15 protein-coding genes are annotated in these 15,888 nt (G+C 65.2%); 9 read left to right on the top strand and 6 right to left on the bottom strand.

Annotation, left to right across the window (positions count from 1 at the left end; genetic code table 11):
• Nucleotides 1-8: 8 nt before the first annotated feature.
• Nucleotides 9-839 carry a hypothetical protein gene (locus tag ABZS45_RS08205; RefSeq protein WP_412099409.1) on the top strand — a complete coding sequence of 277 codons (831 nt, stop codon included), beginning with the start codon at nt 9-11 and terminating at the stop codon, nt 837-839.
• A gap of 78 nt (nt 840-917) precedes the next feature.
• On the opposite strand, the gene ABZS45_RS08200 is transcribed toward ABZS45_RS08205, so the two are convergent.
• Nucleotides 918-1,292 (bottom strand): DUF5319 domain-containing protein, encoded by a 375-nt coding sequence (locus ABZS45_RS08200; protein WP_010189463.1) that lies wholly within the window; start codon nt 1,290-1,292, stop codon nt 918-920.
• Between the two features lie 148 nt (nt 1,293-1,440).
• On the opposite strand from ABZS45_RS08200, the gene guaB reads away from it, so the two are divergent.
• The 4 genes from guaB (at nt 1,441) to guaA (ending at nt 6,542) form a co-directional block, all read left to right on the top strand.
• Nucleotides 1,441-2,955: an IMP dehydrogenase gene (guaB, locus tag ABZS45_RS08195; protein WP_412099408.1), complete on the top strand. Its 1,515-nt coding sequence runs from the start codon at nt 1,441-1,443 to the stop codon at nt 2,953-2,955.
• A 9-nt stretch (nt 2,956-2,964) separates the two neighbouring features.
• Nucleotides 2,965-4,161, top strand: a complete 1,197-nt coding sequence (locus ABZS45_RS08190) for a GuaB3 family IMP dehydrogenase-related protein (protein WP_412099407.1) — start codon at nt 2,965-2,967, stop codon at nt 4,159-4,161.
• Between the two features lie 101 nt (nt 4,162-4,262).
• Nucleotides 4,263-4,949 (top strand): LysR family transcriptional regulator, encoded by a 687-nt coding sequence (locus ABZS45_RS08185; RefSeq protein ID WP_412099406.1) that lies wholly within the window; start codon nt 4,263-4,265, stop codon nt 4,947-4,949.
• Between the two features lie 24 nt (nt 4,950-4,973).
• The gene (gene guaA, locus ABZS45_RS08180) at nt 4,974-6,542 is read left to right on the top strand and encodes a glutamine-hydrolyzing GMP synthase (protein WP_269948407.1); all 1,569 of its coding nucleotides are present in this window, start codon (nt 4,974-4,976) and stop codon (nt 6,540-6,542) included.
• Between the two features lie 520 nt (nt 6,543-7,062).
• On the opposite strand, the gene ABZS45_RS08175 is transcribed toward guaA, so the two are convergent.
• From ABZS45_RS08175 to ABZS45_RS08165, 3 genes are read right to left on the bottom strand one after another with little or no spacing between them, the layout of a single operon-like run.
• Nucleotides 7,063-8,214 (bottom strand): HNH endonuclease, encoded by a 1,152-nt coding sequence (locus tag ABZS45_RS08175; RefSeq protein WP_412099403.1) that lies wholly within the window; start codon nt 8,212-8,214, stop codon nt 7,063-7,065.
• 33 nt (nt 8,215-8,247) lie between these two features.
• Complete coding sequence (locus ABZS45_RS08170) at nt 8,248-9,312, bottom strand: threonine aldolase family protein (RefSeq protein WP_412099402.1); 1,065 nt, start codon at nt 9,310-9,312, stop codon at nt 8,248-8,250.
• 11 nt (nt 9,313-9,323) lie between these two features.
• Entirely contained in the window at nt 9,324-10,379 is a 1,056-nt protein-coding gene (locus ABZS45_RS08165; RefSeq protein WP_412099401.1) for a PspC domain-containing protein, read from the bottom strand.
• A 113-nt stretch (nt 10,380-10,492) separates the two neighbouring features.
• Between ABZS45_RS08165 and ABZS45_RS08160 the strand changes: the two genes are divergently transcribed.
• Both ABZS45_RS08160 and ABZS45_RS08155 read left to right on the top strand, forming a co-directional pair.
• A complete protein-coding gene (locus ABZS45_RS08160) occupies nt 10,493-11,641 on the top strand; it encodes a PspC domain-containing protein (protein ID WP_412099400.1) in 1,149 nt (382 codons plus the stop codon).
• Between the two features lie 2 nt (nt 11,642-11,643).
• On the top strand, nt 11,644-12,297 hold the full coding sequence (locus ABZS45_RS08155) for a response regulator (protein WP_412099399.1): 654 nt from the start codon (nt 11,644-11,646) through the stop codon (nt 12,295-12,297).
• Nucleotides 12,298-12,492: 195 nt separating this feature from the next.
• Here the strand turns inward: ABZS45_RS08155 and ABZS45_RS08150 are convergent, their stop codons facing one another.
• The gene (locus ABZS45_RS08150; protein ID WP_412099398.1) at nt 12,493-12,903 is read right to left on the bottom strand and encodes a hypothetical protein; all 411 of its coding nucleotides are present in this window, start codon (nt 12,901-12,903) and stop codon (nt 12,493-12,495) included.
• Between the two features lie 59 nt (nt 12,904-12,962).
• Here ABZS45_RS08150 and ABZS45_RS08145 point away from each other — a divergent pair, with 59 nt between their 5' ends.
• Nucleotides 12,963-13,646 (top strand): hypothetical protein, encoded by a 684-nt coding sequence (locus tag ABZS45_RS08145; protein ID WP_412099397.1) that lies wholly within the window; start codon nt 12,963-12,965, stop codon nt 13,644-13,646.
• Nucleotides 13,643-15,187: a Y-family DNA polymerase gene (locus ABZS45_RS08140; RefSeq protein ID WP_412099395.1), complete on the top strand. Its 1,545-nt coding sequence runs from the start codon at nt 13,643-13,645 to the stop codon at nt 15,185-15,187. Before ABZS45_RS08145 ends, ABZS45_RS08140 begins: the two co-directional genes overlap by 4 nt.
• Nucleotides 15,188-15,192: 5 nt before the next feature.
• Here ABZS45_RS08140 and ABZS45_RS08135 read toward each other — a convergent pair whose 3' ends face one another.
• Complete coding sequence (locus tag ABZS45_RS08135) at nt 15,193-15,846, bottom strand: hypothetical protein (protein ID WP_412099394.1); 654 nt, start codon at nt 15,844-15,846, stop codon at nt 15,193-15,195.
• Between the last annotated feature and the right edge of the window lie 42 nt (nt 15,847-15,888).

Raw genomic sequence — 15,888 nt, 5'->3', positions numbered from 1 at the left:
AGGACATCATGGCAAAAAAGGACCAGCCTCAGCAGGGTGTCGCTGAGCAGCTGCAGCCTTTGGTCGATGATGATGCATTCCTCACCACTCTCTCCGAAGGAACGGATCCCTCCGATGGCGGTGATGAGTTGGCGGGTCTTCTGCTGGAGCTGCGCGGGGACGTCGAGAAGCAGATGCCCCCGGCCCCTCTCATCGAAGGCGCGGAGGAGGAGCCGGAGGTTATTTCCCTCGGCGCGGCACGTCGCCGTCGGAGCAAGCCATTCATGCACGGCCTCATTGGTGCGGCCGCAGCTACGTTGCTCATTGCAGGTACCGGAGCTGTGGTGGTCAACGCTGGACCGGGTTCCCCGCTGTATGGCGTGAACCAGTCGCTCTTCGGCGCAGACGAGCACAATGTGTCTGTGGTTGAGCTTGCCGGAACACTCGATGAAATGGAGAGGCGTTCCGCTGAGGGCGATATGGACGGCACCCGTCAGCTGCTTGAAGAAGCCCGGAAGATGGTGGATCAGGCCAAGCGGGAACGCGAGGCGGAGTCCCCGAGTACGACGAAACAACAGCCCCGCACCACGGTGACGCAGACACAGACGGTGGAGAAGCCCGCCCCGGTAGAGGAACAGAAGCCACCGGAGCCGGAGACCGTCACGCAGACCGAGACTGCGGTCTCTACCGTCGTGGTGACCCGTACGGTATCGGCAGGCAACCCACTGGAGCCGCCGACGCAGAACCAGCCGGAGCCAAGTCAGCCGGGTGGTGGAGAGCAGGCGACGCCACCGCAGAATGACAACTCGGATGGCGCTGGGGATAACGGCCAGCTCCCGCCGCCGCAGTTCCAGAAATAAAACCACAAAGAACCTCTTTCCTCCCACACCAGGAGGAAAGAGGTTCTTGTCGTTGAGATGCGCGGTACTTCAGCCGCGTTAGTAGCGCGAATCCATACCGTCGAGGTAGCCCACCGCATAATCCCACGGAACATAGCGCATCGGATCCGGCTCGGCACCCGGCTCGTGCACGGGGGCGAGCTGGCCTGCCAGCGTAGCCTGCATGTTGGAGGCCATAATGTCCCACTCGTAGAAGTGGTTTTCTTCGCAGTCCTCGCAGAAAAAGAAGATGCCGTCGATGCCGCGCGGGCTCAAAACACGCGCAAACTCTTGGACCATGGCCAGATCATGAATGACGGCGAGACGGTCCTCCTCAGACAGCGGCTCGACGTGCTCATCCTCCTCGAGGAAGGAAGCTGGGTCGTTCGGGTCGTCCGCGAAAGGATCGCGGGGCATGTTGGCGAAAAAGTTCACGCCTGCGAGCCTATTGACTCCGTGCGCGCAAGGCAATTCCCTATAGAGACTTTTTCTATACCCACGGCTACCACTACGGGGCGTCCACGCACTACAGTGAGGGCTACCGCATACAACTATCTGGTCAGTTTAGGAGAGCCCCACCCTCATGAGCCACGTCCACACCGGCGGAGACAACCCCGACAAGATTGCACTCTACGGCCTTACTTTTGATGATGTTCTGCTGCTTCCCGCAGAATCCAACGTCGTTCCCTCCGAGGTGGATACCTCGGCGCAGTTCACCCGCAACATTCGCCTCGGCGTGCCTCTGGCTTCCGCCGCGATGGATACGGTGACCGAGGCCCGCATGGCCATCGGCATGGCGCGCCAGGGCGGCATCGGCGTTCTGCACCGCAACCTTTCCGCAGAGGAGCAGGCTCAGCAAGTAGAGATCGTCAAACGTTCCGAATCCGGCATGGTCACCGACCCGGTCACGGCCACCCCGGACATGACTATCGACGAAGTCGACACGCTGTGCGCGCGGTTCCGGATTTCGGGCCTGCCGGTCGTCGATAAGCAAGGCACCCTCGTGGGCATCTGCACCAACCGTGACATGCGCTTCGAGCCGGATTTCTCCCGCAAGGTTTCCGAGATCATGACCCCGATGCCGCTAGTCGTGGCCAAGGAAGGCGTCAGCAAGGAAGAAGCGCTGGAGCTACTGTCCGCCAACAAGGTGGAGAAGCTGCCCATCGTCAACGGTGAGAACAAGCTCGTCGGCCTCATTACCGTCAAGGACTTTGTCAAGACCGAGCAATTCCCCAACGCCTCCAAGGATGCTTCCGGGCGCTTGCTCGTGGCGGCGGGCATCGGTACCGGTGAGGAGTCCTACCAGCGCGCAGGCCAGCTTGTCGACGCCGGCGTAGACGTCCTCGTCGTCGACTCCGCCCACGCCCACAACAACCGCGTGCTGGAGATGGTCTCCCGTGTGCAGAAGGACTTTGGTGACCGCATTGACGTCATCGGTGGCAACTTGGCCACCCGTGCTGCTGCACGCGACATGATTGAGGCCGGCGCCGACGCCATCAAGGTCGGTATCGGCCCGGGCTCCATTTGCACCACGCGCGTCGTGGCGGGCGTAGGTGCCCCGCAGATCACCGCCATCATGGAAGCCGCCGCCGTGGCCGGCCCGGCGGGTGTGCCGGTTATTGGTGACGGAGGTATGCAGTACTCCGGTGACGTCGCGAAGGCCCTGGCGGCCGGCGCCGATACCGTCATGCTGGGCTCCATGCTGGCTGGTACCACGGAGGCACCGGGTGACATCGTCGTGGTCCAAGGCAAGCAGTACAAGCGCTACCGCGGCATGGGCTCCATGGGTGCTATGCAGGGCCGCGGCCTGTCAGGGGAGAAGCGCTCCTACTCCAAGGACCGCTACTTCCAGGCCGACGTCAAGAGTGAGGACAAGCTGGTGCCAGAAGGTGTGGAGGGACGCGTGCCTTTCCGCGGTGATATCGATGCCATCGTTCACCAGATTGTGGGCGGCCTGCGCGCCTCGATGGGCTACACCGGCTCCGCTAACCTGGCCGAGCTCAAGACCAAGCAGTTTGTCCAGATCACCGCTGCGGGCCTCAAGGAGTCTCACCCGCACCACCTTCAGCAGATCGTCGAAGCTCCGAACTACCGCTAAGGACTAAGAATGCGCGATTACGTAGAAATCGGCGTCGGCCGCGAGGCCCGCCGCACCTATGACTTGAACCAGATTTCCCTGGTGCCGACTCGCCGCACCCGTTCCTCCAAGGACGTGGACACCTCATGGCACATCGATGCCTACACTTTTGAGGTCCCGTTCGTCTCCGCGCCGACTGACGCGCTTGCCACGCCTGAATTTGTCATCGAGATGGGCAAGCAGGGCGGCCTAGGTGTTATTAACGCCGAAGGCCTGTGGGGCCGCCACGAGGATCTGGAGGGTGCGATTGCTCGCGTTACGGAAAACTTCGGTGACCTGTCCACGCTGCAGGAGCTGCACGCAGCACCCCTGAACGAGGAGCTGTTGGCCGAGCGCATCGCGCAGGTGCGCGATTCCGGCGTGACCGTGGCCGTGCGCGTCTCCCCGCAGCATGCTCGCGAGCTGGCGCCCGTGGTTATTAAGGCCGGCGCGGAGTTGCTGTTCATCCACGGCACTTTGATTTCCGCCGAGCACGTGCAGACTGGCGGCGAGCCGCTCAACCTCAAGGAATTCATCGGTTCACTGGATACCCCGGTGGTGGCTGGCGGCGTGGCGGATTACACCACGGCTCTGCACCTCATGCGCGCGGGCGCTGCGGGAATCATCGTCGGATCCGGTGTGAACACCAACCCGGAGACCGTGGGCATTGATATTCCCATGGCGACGACCATCGCGGATGTTGCGGCCGCACGTCGCGACTACCTGGACGAGACCGGGGGCCGCTACGTGCACGTGCTTGCCGACGGCGACATCTTCACCTCCGCAGACATCGCCAAGGCCATTGCCTGTGGCGCCGATGGTGTCGTTCTAGGCCCGGTCTTAGCCCGCGCGGCGGAGGCCGGCGGCAAGGGCTGGTACTGGCCGTCCACGGCCGGCCACCCGCGTTTCCCGCGCGGCCTCATTGAGCCGATTGGCGTGGCCGATTCCCTCCTGGGCACCGGCACTTTTGGCGCCGATGCTTTTGACGCCGCCGCTTCTGGCAACGCAGCTTCTGGCGCCGCCGAGGACGCCTCAGCGGGTGCGCCTTCCTTGGAGGTCGTGCTTCACGGTCCGTCCAACGAGCCGCTGGGTGAGCTCAACCTGGTCGGTGGACTCAAGCGTGCCATGGCCAAGTGCGGCTACACGGACCTGAAGTCCTTCCAGAAGGTCGGGCTGGCCGTCCGCTAGCCCCCGTCAGGCGCAGCTGCCCGTTGGAGCGCTGCGCCGAGCATCACTTATTTTGCTGTTGCGTGGCTTGCGAGCCGGTGTTTTCTGACGGCGTGGGCGCAGTGCCACCTTGCAGAAAACCACGCACCCGCGCACAGCAAGAAGAAGCCCCCTCGCAGGTCGAGGGGGTCTCCGTTTCCCAGCAGCTGGCACAGTGCGAGAAGGACGTCGGTGTGGCGCTCTATGAAAAGGTCGGCCGGCGAGTGCGTTTGACGGAACAAGGAGAAATCCTCGCCTCCTACACGACATTTCAGACCATCATGTCCTCGCTGGTGCCGCGGGCGCTCACGGAGTTGGCGCGCGAATTTCCGGACCTACGCGTGCAGATTGTTCAGCGCGAAGCTGATGGCTCGATGGAGCTGCTGCCGCGCCGGGAGCTGCTTCTCGACGACCCCCTACGCCTCATCACCCCGCTCACCGGCCCCTGGAGCACGCTGCGCCTCGAAGATTTTGCGGCGTTCGATGACGAAATCCCTTTTGCCATGGACCCGGAGGAGTTTTACTGGGGCGTTTCGTTCACAGGCTGTGCCGCCGGCATGGTTTTAACCCCAGCGTATGAAACCCCGGACCTTTTCCTCGACGAGATTGAGGGCGTGCGCGTAGTTCCCTTGCCTGGTAATCCCACTCGTACGCTGTATACCGCGGTGCGCGCCGGGCGCGAGGGGCACCCCGCTCTGCGGGCGTTCCGGGAGGCGCTAGGCAAGGCGGCTGCCACCGCTAAAGATTTTGGGCCACTCCCTGCGGTCTAGGGAGCGGGTTCTTGCGTTAAACTGATGACCGTGACTAACCCAAATACAACCCCGCGTCCTGTCCTCGTGGTGGACTTTGGCGCCCAGTACGCGCAGCTCATCGCCCGGCGCGTGCGTGAGGCCAACATCTACTCCGAGGTTGTCCCCAATTCCGCCTCCGTGGAGGACATCAAGGCCAAGAACCCGGCCGCGCTGATCCTCTCCGGTGGCCCGTCCTCCGTATACGCGGACGGCGCCCCTGCACTGAAGCCGGAGCTGCTCGAACTCGGCATCCCGGTCTTTGGTATCTGCTACGGCTTCCAGTCCATGACCCAAGCCTTGGGCGGTACCGTGGCCTCCACTGGTGCCCGCGAGTACGGCCGCACGGACATGACCGTGTCCGGCGGCGTGCTGCACAAGGGCCTGGAGGACACCCACAAGGTGTGGATGTCGCACGGCGATTCGGTCTCTGAGGCCCCGGAGGGCTTTGAGGTCACCGCCTCTTCCGAGGGCGCTCCCGTGGCCGCCTTCGAGTGCCTGTCCAAGAAGATGGCCGGCGTGCAGTACCACCCGGAAGTTCTCCACTCGCCGCACGGCCAAGAAGTGCTCACGCGCTTCCTGACTGAGGTCGCAGGTTTGGAGCAGAACTGGACCGCAGAGAACATTGCGGAGCAGCTCATTAACGATGTGCGTGAGCAGATCGGCGAGGAAGGCCGCGCGATCTGCGGCCTGTCCGGCGGCGTGGATTCCGCCGTGGCAGCAGCGCTGGTGCAGCGTGCAATCGGTGACCGTTTGACCTGCGTCTTCGTCGATCACGGCCTGCTGCGCGCGGGTGAGCGTGAGCAGGTGGAGAAGGACTTCGTGGCGTCGACTGGCGCCAAGCTCATCACCGCTGATGAGCGCGAGGCTTTCCTTTCCAAGCTGGCCGGCGTGACCGAGCCGGAGGCCAAGCGTAAGGCTATCGGTGCGGAGTTCATCCGCTCCTTCGAGCGTGCCGTCGACCAGGCGCTGGACGGCCAGGACGCCGCCTTCCTGGTGCAGGGCACGCTGTATCCGGACGTGGTGGAGTCCGGTGGCGGTGACGGTACCGCGAACATTAAGTCCCACCACAACGTGGGTGGCCTTCCTGACGACGTCGAGTTTGAGCTCGTCGAGCCGCTGCGCCTGCTCTTCAAGGATGAGGTGCGCGCGGTTGGCCGCGAGCTGGGCCTGCCGGAGGAAATCGTGGCGCGCCAGCCCTTCCCGGGCCCGGGCCTGGGTATTCGCATCATTGGTGAGGTCACGGAGGAGCGTCTCGAGACGCTGCGCCAGGCGGATCTCATCGCGCGTACCGAGCTGACCAACGCTGGCCTGGACGGCGAGATTTGGCAGTGCCCGGTGGTGCTGCTTGCCGACGTCCGCTCCGTCGGCGTCCAGGGCGACGGCCGCACCTATGGCCACCCGATCGTCCTGCGCCCGGTGTCCTCCGAGGACGCCATGACCGCGGACTGGACCCGCCTGCCGTACGACGTGCTGGAGAAGATCTCCACCCGCATCACCAACGAGGTCAAGGAAGTCAACCGCGTGGTGCTCGACGTGACGTCGAAGCCGCCGGGAACCATTGAGTGGGAGTAAGCGCAGCCGAAAGGCACTGGGACACGCACTGTAGCAGTGCAGTGAAGTATCTCAGTGAGATAGCGCAGTGCTAGAGAGCGTGCAGCGAAGCAAACTCCCAGACGCTGCGTAGCGCGGCCGTGCCTTGAAATAACAGGGCGCGGCCGCGTTCCTCGTTTTTCGGTCCCCGGTACTCAGCTCCCCGGAATGGAGCAGAAGCTCCTGCGCACCCACCGCAGCCGCAGGCGTCAGCCGGCACCGTACGGTTAACACGCATGCTGTTAGCGTGCTCGTCGCCAGTCTGCACGTTGTTAGTGTGCCCGTTGCTATATCGACGGTGTTAGTACGCACGGCGCTAGGACGCATACTTCTATAACGCGCGCGCGAGTATCCGCACGCCGAGCGAAAATTCTCAGCGAGCGGCTGTTTGTTGCTAAGGCGTCGCAGGCCGGTGAGCCGGCGTCCTACGACCCATCGATCCGGTTGATCTGGCGACCGGTTGGATTTCGACCTTGGGATTTGGGCGAAGTAGTTGAAGTCATCAACTCGGCGGCGGGTCCGGAGGTTCGCCGGAGTTATTCGGCGGCGCCCCGGGTCCAGAGCCGTATGGCGGGCCGGATGTTGGCGGATCTGAGGATGCGCGAGCAGTGCCTGGTGCTCGCCCCGGAGCGGAGCGCGGCGGGTGGGCCGGGCTTTCGATAGGAATCGGCGGGCCGGCCCACGGCGGCAGGTAGTGCACGCGGCCATCGATGCGGTCGAGGTGCCCGCGGCCGGTGGGCTTTTCCGGATCATCGTCATTGACCGCGTTGTGGTAGGCACACAGCGGCACCAAGTTGGACATATTCGTCGGCCCGCCATCTTGGAAGCGGGTGAGGTGATGAATCTGCGAGTCCTCGGCAGGCGCATTGCATCCCGGCCACGCGCACGTCGGATGCTCCGCCGACAACGCGAGGCGCTGCTTTACGTTGGCAAAGCGGCTCGCCATGTACAGGTTCACGGGGCCGCGATGGGGATGGACGAGGGTGATGAGGCCGACGTCGGCAAGCTTTTCGCGCACGAACTCCGCGCCCGTCATCGTCGCCCCATTCGTCAGCTGTAGTTCGATCTCCTCGCCATCACCATCGACGATGCGGTCCAGCTCATCCAAGCGCACGATGACGTTGGACTGCAGCTTCTGACCGGAGCCACCCCCGCCGCGGAACACGGTATGCGCCGCGGTGAGCAAGTCCTTGTCGGTGGTCTTGAGCACGGCCAGCAGCTTGGAAATATTGAGCGAGGAATCCGTAATGCTCAGCGTGTGGTTGCGGCCCGCGCGCCGTGTCACCCGCACGCCTGGGGCGGGGTCCTTGGGCGGGCGCCACTCTTTGAGTTTTGCCTTCGCCACCATGGGGATTTTCTCCCGCGGGGTAGCGGCCAGCAGTTGGCGCAGTTCCCACGCCTTGCGGGCCTTGAGCTTGGAACAATAGCGCTCAATATCGAGGAGAGTGAACACGTCGTGGCCCGTGCGGCGGGCCTTGCGCTGCCGGGAGCGGAACATCGTGTCCCCGAAGTACAGCGCGTGCAGCCCCAGGAGCTTCTCCGCGAAATCTGGCCGCGCACCCATCTCAACCAGCTGCGCGCGCGTGACACCGGCGCATTGCTCGACCACGTCGAGCCCGCGCGCTAGTGCTTGAATGTAACCCCCCAGTTGCATAGCCCACAGCCTAAACCAGGCCGGGGAACCTCGCTACTTGAGCACAGAAATCGCAGCGCAGAGCTTATCGACGTCCCCCTCTTCCGTCGACCACGCCGTACAAAAACGCACCACCCGCAGGCCTTCGTGTTCTTCGAAGAACTGGCACACGAAGTCCTGCGAGAGCTTTTCTTCTTGCTCGCGGGTAAGTAGCGCGAATTGCTGGTTGGTGGGGGAGTCAAAGAGCATGTCGATGCCTGCGGCGTGGAAGGCCTCGGCGATGCGCTGGGCCTGGGCATTGGCGCGGGCGCAGATCTGCTCGTAGAGGGTCGTTGCAGCCGTGCCGGCGACCGCATCGGCGGATTCAGGAGTGGGGGCGCTGAAGAGGGCGGCGAATTGCGCGCCGAGCAACCAGCCCTTGGCCAGCAGGCCGCCGTTTTGCTTCATCGCATTGCGAAAGCGCGGCGCATCCGCGGGGAAGACGATGGCTTCGCCGAAGAGGGCGCCGCATTTGGTGCCGCCGATGGTGAAGACGTCGACAAGCGCGGCCAGGTCCGGCAGGGTGATATCCGCAGCGGACAGGCCGTAGCCGAGGCGGGCGCCGTCGACAAACAGGCCCAACTCGTACTCATCGCAGACCTCGCGCAGGGCCACGAGCTCCGCGCGGGAGTAGGCGGTGCCGAACTCGGTGGGCTGCGTGATGTAGACCAGTGCGGGCTCCGGCATGTGCTCTTCCACCCCGGAGGCGTGGTACTCATCCAGGCAGGCACGCACCTGCGCGGCGGTGATTTTTCCCAGCTGATTTGGCAGCGTGATGACCTTGTGCCCGGTGTGCTCGATGGCGCCCGTCTCATGGGTAGCGATGTGCCCGCTATCCGCCGCGATAACACCCTCCCAGGGGCGCAGCCGGTGGGCAATGACGGTGGCATTGGCCTGCGTGCCACCGACCATGAAATGCACCTCGGCGTTCGGTGCTTGGCAGGCAGTGCGGATGCGCTCAGCGGCCGTGGCACACAGCTCGTCGGCACCATAGCCGGCATAAGCCCCGCTCGCCCCCGCGATGGCATCAAGGACGAGGGGGTGGGCGGAGCGGTGGTAATCATTGCCGAAGTGAATCATGGTGGGCCAGTTTAGCCGGTGACGGTGAGCTCGCCGATGCCTTGGTCGATGCGGATATCTAGCAGCGCATCATCGTCATGGCGGTTGGTGCAGTTGCTTTCTCCTAAGCCGCTGTCACACGTGAGTGATACAGGGACGTCCTTCGGGAGGATGATTTCGACGCTGCCGATGCCGACGTCGATGGTGACATCGTGCGTCTTCTTGAGGTCTTCGATCTGGCTCAAGTCCACCGTAGAGGTGCCAATACCTAAGTCATAGTATTCCTGGAGCTCATCTTCATGGGTGGGCGCGATGTGCTGAGACCCGACATTGAAACGGGCGCTGAAGCCGGATTCTTCGTCGGCCTCGGAGACGAAGGTGACTCCAAGGAAGGCAATCGTCAGAGCAACGCCGACGGCACCTAGCGCAATCGCGCCCTCGACCCACTGCGAACCGCGCTTCTTTGTCGGTTCTTCCCGCGGGCCCGGCTCCGGCAGGTCCCAGGCATCGGGCACCACGCCGAGCGGATCCCAGGACGGCGGGGTCCTGCGCCCCGGCGGGAAAGGATGGCCGTCTGCCGGGGTATAAGGGTTGAGGTTGACAGGTTCCTCGCGCACCGGCTGTTCGGTGGCCAACAGCCCGCTGGGCGGTAGTGGTTCGCGTTGGTGAAGGGCGTACCACGCCAGCGCCAACAGGCCGAAGGTCAGCGTAGCGGGCGGAAGGCCGGCGAGGAATTGTCCGCTGAGGAACAGCGGGCCGGAGCTAAACGTAAGAAGGACGCCGATAATCAGCACCCAGCCGAGCTCTTGTTCCTCCTTGACGCCATCTTTGCCCAGGGCCGCATCGAGCGGGCAGTAGGGCGAACCGAAGCGCGGCATGAGTGCCCACGCGGCGAGGTAGGCGGCGATGCCGCCGCCGAAGGCGAGTGCTGCGACCACGAAGGCCACGCGGACGATCGTGGGGTCAAGCTGGTAGCGCACCGCGATGCCTTCGCAGACACCAGCGATGTGCGCGTCACCGCCCTGTTTCTTAGGAAGGCGGACGGGGCGGGTCGTCCACATCTGGTTGAGTGTGCTGTTCTTCGTCATGCTTTTATGGTGCCGCGTGGGGCCTCGCGGCGGTATCGGTAATCGCCCTGATTTTTCGACCTCAGGGTTGTCCCTGATGTGCCCGAGGGGTGGTGCGTGGGACTATGTCTAGTATGACTTCGCCCTATGTGCCTGCAGAAAACGCGGCGCCTTATCCCGTGATGTCGCGCCCCCAATCTGGCCGCGTGGTCGCCGGCGTGGCGGCGGGGCTGGCGCAGAATCTGGGGGTTTCGGCGCTCTCCGTGCGCATCGCCTTGACCGCGTTGACCCTGCTGGGTGGGGTGGGGGCGATGGCCTATGCCGGGCTGTGGATTTTCACGCCCGCGCTTGACGACGCCCCCTCCACCCGCCGCAGCCCCCTCTCCCTCGTGCTGGTGTTCCTGGCGCTGGCGGGTAGTGCGGTGGGGGTGTTGGGGGTTTCGGGGGCGTCGCTAAGCGTGGCGGTGCCATTGGCGGTGGTGGCCATCGGCGCGGTGCTGGCGTGGTTGGCCTATGACCGTGGCCTGAATACCCCGGTGGGCCTGGTTGCTGTGGCGGCCGGTGCTGTCCTGGTCATCGGTGGCGTCGTGGTGGCGGCGGTGACGTGGGAGAGCGGATCGGGTTCGGCGATCCTGGCCACGGCGCTCACACTTGTGGGCTTCGGTGCGCTGGTGGTGCCGCTGGTGTTGAAGCTCTGGCGTTCGCTATCGCAGGAGCAGGCGGCCAAGGCGGTCTCAGAGGAGCGCGCCGAGATTGCCGCCCGCCTGCACGATTCGGTGCTGCAGACGCTGGCGCTGATTCAGAAGCGGGCGGGGGATTCGCGTGAGGTGACGCGTTTGGCGCGCGCCCAAGAACGCGAGCTGCGCGCCTGGCTTTTCGACGCCCCCTCCGCCGCCCCCACCACCTGTTTTGGTGCGCTCGAAGCAGCGTGCGGGGAGGTGGAGGATCTCTTTGACATGCGGGTATCCGCAGTGACGGTGGGTGAGGACACGGAGTTGACGGAGTCCGCGAAGCTGCTTATTCAGGCCGCGCGTGAGGCGATGGTGAATGCCGGCAAGCACGCGGGCGTGGACGTGGTGGACGTCTACGCGGAGTTGTTGGCGGGCGAGCTGAGTATCTTCGTGCGCGACCGCGGGGTGGGTTTCGACGTGGAGGATATTCCCGCTGATAGGCACGGGATTCGTGACAGTATTCGCGCGCGCGTAGAGGGATCTGGTGGGCGCGTGCGGATTGCCTCGACCCCGGGGGAGGGCACCGAGGTGGAGCTCGCGGTAGCGTTATGAGCATGGTGAAGGTCTTTTTGGTTGATGATCACTCCGTCTTCCGTGCGGGCGTGCGCGCGGAGCTGGCGGCGTCCTCGGAGATTGAGATCGTGGGCGATGCTGGGACCGTTTCGGAGGCACTGGAGGGCATTGCGCGTACCTCCCCGGACGTGGTGCTTCTTGATGTCCACATGCCCGACGGCGGCGGCCTCGCCGTTATTAACGCGACGGCTAATCAGCCGGCGCGGCCGGTGTTTTTGGCGCTGAGCGTGTCGGATGCGGCGGAGGATGTGATTGCGCTGATTCGGGCGGGCGCGCGCGGCTACGTGACGAAGAATATTTCCGGCCCGGACCTGGCCGAGGCGGTGGTGCAGGTGCATAGCGGGGACGCATACTTTTCGCCGCGCCTGGCGGGCTTTGTCCTTGATGCTTTTGCCTCCGGTTCGCCCGCGCCGGAGCCGGAGGAGGGGCAGGACCCGGCGGTGGATGCGCTCACGCGGCGCGAGCTGGAGGTCTTGAGGCTGCTTGCGCGCGGCTATACGTACCGTGAGATTGGCAAGCAGTTGTTCATTTCGGTGAAGACGGTGGAAACGCACGCCTCCAATATTTTGCGCAAGACCCAGCAATCCAACCGCCATCAGCTCACGCGCTGGGCCACTTCGCATGACCTAGCTTAGGAGGACCGCACGCAGCGGGCTTGGGGAAGGTCTGGCCGAGGTAGCCCCGGTTCCGGGCTAGGCGGGTTGGCAAAGGCGCTGGCGCAGACAACCCCGCGCAAACCAGGATCGGAGGCCGGTGGAGGTGGTCGCCGCTCACACAGTTAGTCCGGCATAGGCGGTCGGGCTTAGACGGTCGGGTTTAGGCGGTTGGGGTTAGGCAGGGGGCGCGTAGGCGAGCTTGCGGGAGCCGTCAACGTGGGGGAAGAGCAGGAAGGCCGCGCCTGAAACGAGCACCCACACTAGCGCGCTGCCCCAGGCAGGCAGCGCGAGGAGCGGGGAGAACATGACCATCAGCCACAGCGCCATAAGCGGGATGAGCTGTGCGGCGTTGGGCAGCATGGTGACGTTGTGGCGCTGGGCATAATCGCGCAGGTCAGCACGGTAGGGGTGCAGGAATACGAGCGCGCAGGCGGCGAGAAGGAAGAACAGGCTGAGCCCTAGCGCGAGGCCGAAATGGATGCGGCTGCTACCTGCCGCCACGGCGGCGCCGGCCAAGGCGGATCCGCCGAGTCGCACCCACAGCGGGGTGGGGATAGGGGTGGTGTGCGCGCGGAGGGGATTCATGGCGCCTAACGCTACCAGCGTAATTGCGCGCGTCCGGGGAGAGGTTCATAATAGGAGCCATGAATCAAACAGGTGTTCGTGTAGCGGGTGGCTCCCGAGCTGACCAGATTGCGGTTCTACGCGCCCAGATTCAACGCTTGGAAACCCCGGATGATTCTGCGCAGGTACAGCCGGAGGCGGAGCTCCTCGGAGTCCCCGAAAAGCTATCGGAGCTGCTCCCGGGCGGTGGTCTGCCCCGCAAACAGGCAACCGCCTGCGCGGAATGTGCTGCGCTCGTGGTGGAGCTGATATCCCATGTTAGCGCGGCGGGCGGACATGTCGGGGTGGTGGGCTGGCCCGATCTCTTACTCGCACAAGTGGCCGAGGAGGGTGATGTCTCCCGGGTTATCACGGTGCCCGATCCAGGCGCGGAGCCCTGGGCGGTGACCGGCGTGCTGTGCGAGGGGCTGGATCTAGTCGTGCACAAGGGTGCAGGCGCGCTGAGCCCCACCCGGGCGCGCCCCGTGCTGGCAAAACTGCGGGCTGGGCAGGCGGCCCTGCTTACCGTGGGAACCCGGCTGCCGGGCACAGCTGTGGAGATCGGCGCGGAAGTTATCGCAGTGCATGGCGTGGGCCGGGGCAGCGGGCGGATTCGGGGGGTTGATATAGGGGTGCGGGTGGCGTCGGCAAGCATGCGCCCGCGGCGTGGAGTGCTCACGTGCGGGCAGCGGCCGGATACACGTCCTCACCTGGAGGCGGTGTGAGGGTCGCGGCGCTGTGGTTCCCGGATTGGCCCATCCAGGCGCTGCAGGAAGATAGCAGGGAGGCGTGCGCCATCGTGTCCCAGCACCGCGTCGTTGTGTGCAACGCGGCGGCGCGCCGGGCGGGGGTACGCCGCGGGATGCGGGTGCGCCAAGCCCAAGCTCTCCTACCGGAGCTGCGCGTGGAGGAGGCCAACCCGGACCGAGACGGGGTGGTGTTCGCGGAGATTGCCGCGGGGCTGGACGCGGTGGCGTCGTCGGTGGAGGTGCTGCGCCCTGGGCTGGTCATCGTGGACGCGGGCGCGGCCGGGCGTTTCCACGGCAGCGAGGCGAAGGCGGTGGAGATGCTTGTCGACGCCACCGCCAGATCCCACCTCGACGCCACCGTCGGCGTCGCCGATGAGATTGCCACCGCACTCATTGCCGCGCGTCATCACAATCTAGGCGCGGTGGTCCCGCAGGGAGGCTCGCGCGACTTTCTGGCTCAGCAGCCGGTGGGGGTATTGGCCGCGGAGGTGGCGCTGGGGTGTTCGGCGGACGTGGTTCATTCCTTGGAGCAGCTGGGCGTGCGCACGCTAGGGGAGCTGACGAGCCTGCCGTTGCGCCAAGTCACCACCCGTTTTGGCGAAGCTGGGCGGCGGTGCCACGCGGTGGCTGCGGCCGCACCGGATAGGCGCGTGGCACCGGAGCTTGCGCGCCCCGACCTGGGCGTGGAGCAGGGCTTCGAAGAACCCTTGGCGCGCGTGGATGCTGCGGCCTTTGCCGCGCGTCAGCTCGCGGCGCGCCTGCACGTGCTACTCGAGGAAGCCGGCGTGGTGTGCCTGCGCTTGCGCGTTGCTGCGGAATTTGAGGGCGGCGAGCGCCTGGAGCGGATCTGGCGTACCCAGGAAGCGCTCAGCGAGGCCGCTACAGCGGACCGCATGCGCTGGCAGCTCGATGGTTGGCTGAGTGCTGCGCGGGCGGGGAGTGCGCCGGGTGAGGGAGGGGGCATCGTCAAGCTGGCGTTGGAACCAGTGGAGGTTACCCCGCCGGGGGATGGGCTCCTGTGGGGTGCGGGCGAATCCGCGGAGCAGGCCAAGCGCGTTATCTCGCGGGTGCAATCCCAGCTGGGAGTGGACCGCGTGTTGCAGCCCCGCCCGGCGGCGGGGCGTGGGGTGGCCGAGCGCATCGAGTACGTCCCCTACGGCGAACAGCGTGACCCGCAGCCGGAGGGCACGTGGCCGGGGCGCATCCCGGCGCCGCTCCCGGCGAGCCTGGCGCACCCAGCCGCGCGGATTCGGCTTATCGACGTCTCATCGAAGGACATCATCGTCACCGCCGAGGCCCTCCTCTCCGGGGAGCCGGCGGGTCTGGGATGGGGGCGCCACCGCTACCGGGTGACCGGTTGGGCTGGCCCGTGGCCCGTGGACTCTGAGTGGTGGGAAGCAGGTGTGGCGCAGCGCTGCGCGCGTCTGCAAGTCGTCGGGGAAAACGAGAAAGGCCAGCGCGCCTGGCTCCTCGTGTGGGCAGGCGGGCGCTGGTCGGTGGAGGCAACCTATGCCTGAACTGTTTAGTTCAGGATGTCGATAACCAGGCGCGTCGGTGCCTTGAGCACCTGAACCGAGTATGGGTGGCGCCCATCAAGCCCGATAACGAACTGCGAGCGGGCCTCGAAGGTGCCGCCGCTGACCACCTGGGTCACCAGCCCGCCGGCGCCCTTCACGGTACCGATATTCGGGTCTTCCATGTCGAGCTGGAAGGGGTAAGCGGTGCCGTCGATGCTGACGTCGAGCGCGGTGGAACCTTTGTAGGCAATTGGGTTGCCGGAGCCCTGCTGGGCGGGGGCATCGGTGTAATCAATGAACCAGCCCGGTGAACCGTTCCCGACAAACTCGAAGACCACGCGGTCAAAACCTTCGTGCTTGCCCACGCGGACATCAGTCACCACCAGCTCCGAGGGGGCCGGTGGGCGGAGGGTTTTCATCTCCATGTTGGCGTCGCCCAGCGGGGTCAGCCCAGCCGGTGCGGCGGGGGAGGGGGCAGTGGGAGTAACGGTAGCCGTGGAGGTGGAGGCGCCGGACAGGGTGGCGTCGAGAGTCTTCGTGGGGCCGTCGGGGCTGCCGTCCGGGGAGGAAGACGGAGCGCATCCCTGAAGCGCGAGCGCACCCGAGACAACGAGTGCGGCCACTGGGGCGGCTGTGCGCAAGAGGTTATGTTTCGGCATGGTTTCGAGCGTAGTGGCACTACGGGGAATTATATGCATCGA

Source organism: Corynebacterium aurimucosum, assembly GCF_046895345.1.
GTDB lineage: Bacteria > Actinomycetota > Actinomycetes > Mycobacteriales > Mycobacteriaceae > Corynebacterium > Corynebacterium aurimucosum_G.
Note: the sequence above shows the minus strand (reverse complement) of the source record. Positions and strands in the feature narration are given on the sequence as shown.

Bases quoted from the DNA above. Each gene is read 5' to 3' on its own strand.
- ABZS45_RS08145 (WP_412099397.1), top strand. From the start codon at position 12,963: ATGAATCAAACAGGTGTTCGTGTAGCGGGTGGCTCCCGAGCTGACCAG.
- ABZS45_RS08205 (WP_412099409.1), top strand. From the start codon at position 9: ATGGCAAAAAAGGACCAGCCTCAGCAGGGTGTCGCTGAGCAGCTGCAG.
- ABZS45_RS08155 (WP_412099399.1), top strand. From the start codon at position 11,644: ATGGTGAAGGTCTTTTTGGTTGATGATCACTCCGTCTTCCGTGCGGGC.
- guaB (WP_412099408.1), top strand. From the start codon at position 1,441: ATGAGCCACGTCCACACCGGCGGAGACAACCCCGACAAGATTGCACTC.
- ABZS45_RS08190 (WP_412099407.1), top strand. From the start codon at position 2,965: ATGCGCGATTACGTAGAAATCGGCGTCGGCCGCGAGGCCCGCCGCACC.
- ABZS45_RS08160 (WP_412099400.1), top strand. From the start codon at position 10,493: ATGACTTCGCCCTATGTGCCTGCAGAAAACGCGGCGCCTTATCCCGTG.
- ABZS45_RS08170 (WP_412099402.1), bottom strand. From the start codon at position 9,312: ATGATTCACTTCGGCAATGATTACCACCGCTCCGCCCACCCCCTCGTC.
- guaA (WP_269948407.1), top strand. From the start codon at position 4,974: ATGACCGTGACTAACCCAAATACAACCCCGCGTCCTGTCCTCGTGGTG.
- ABZS45_RS08165 (WP_412099401.1), bottom strand. From the start codon at position 10,379: ATGACGAAGAACAGCACACTCAACCAGATGTGGACGACCCGCCCCGTC.
- ABZS45_RS08150 (WP_412099398.1), bottom strand. From the start codon at position 12,903: ATGAATCCCCTCCGCGCGCACACCACCCCTATCCCCACCCCGCTGTGG.
- ABZS45_RS08135 (WP_412099394.1), bottom strand. From the start codon at position 15,846: ATGCCGAAACATAACCTCTTGCGCACAGCCGCCCCAGTGGCCGCACTC.
- ABZS45_RS08175 (WP_412099403.1), bottom strand. From the start codon at position 8,214: ATGCAACTGGGGGGTTACATTCAAGCACTAGCGCGCGGGCTCGACGTG.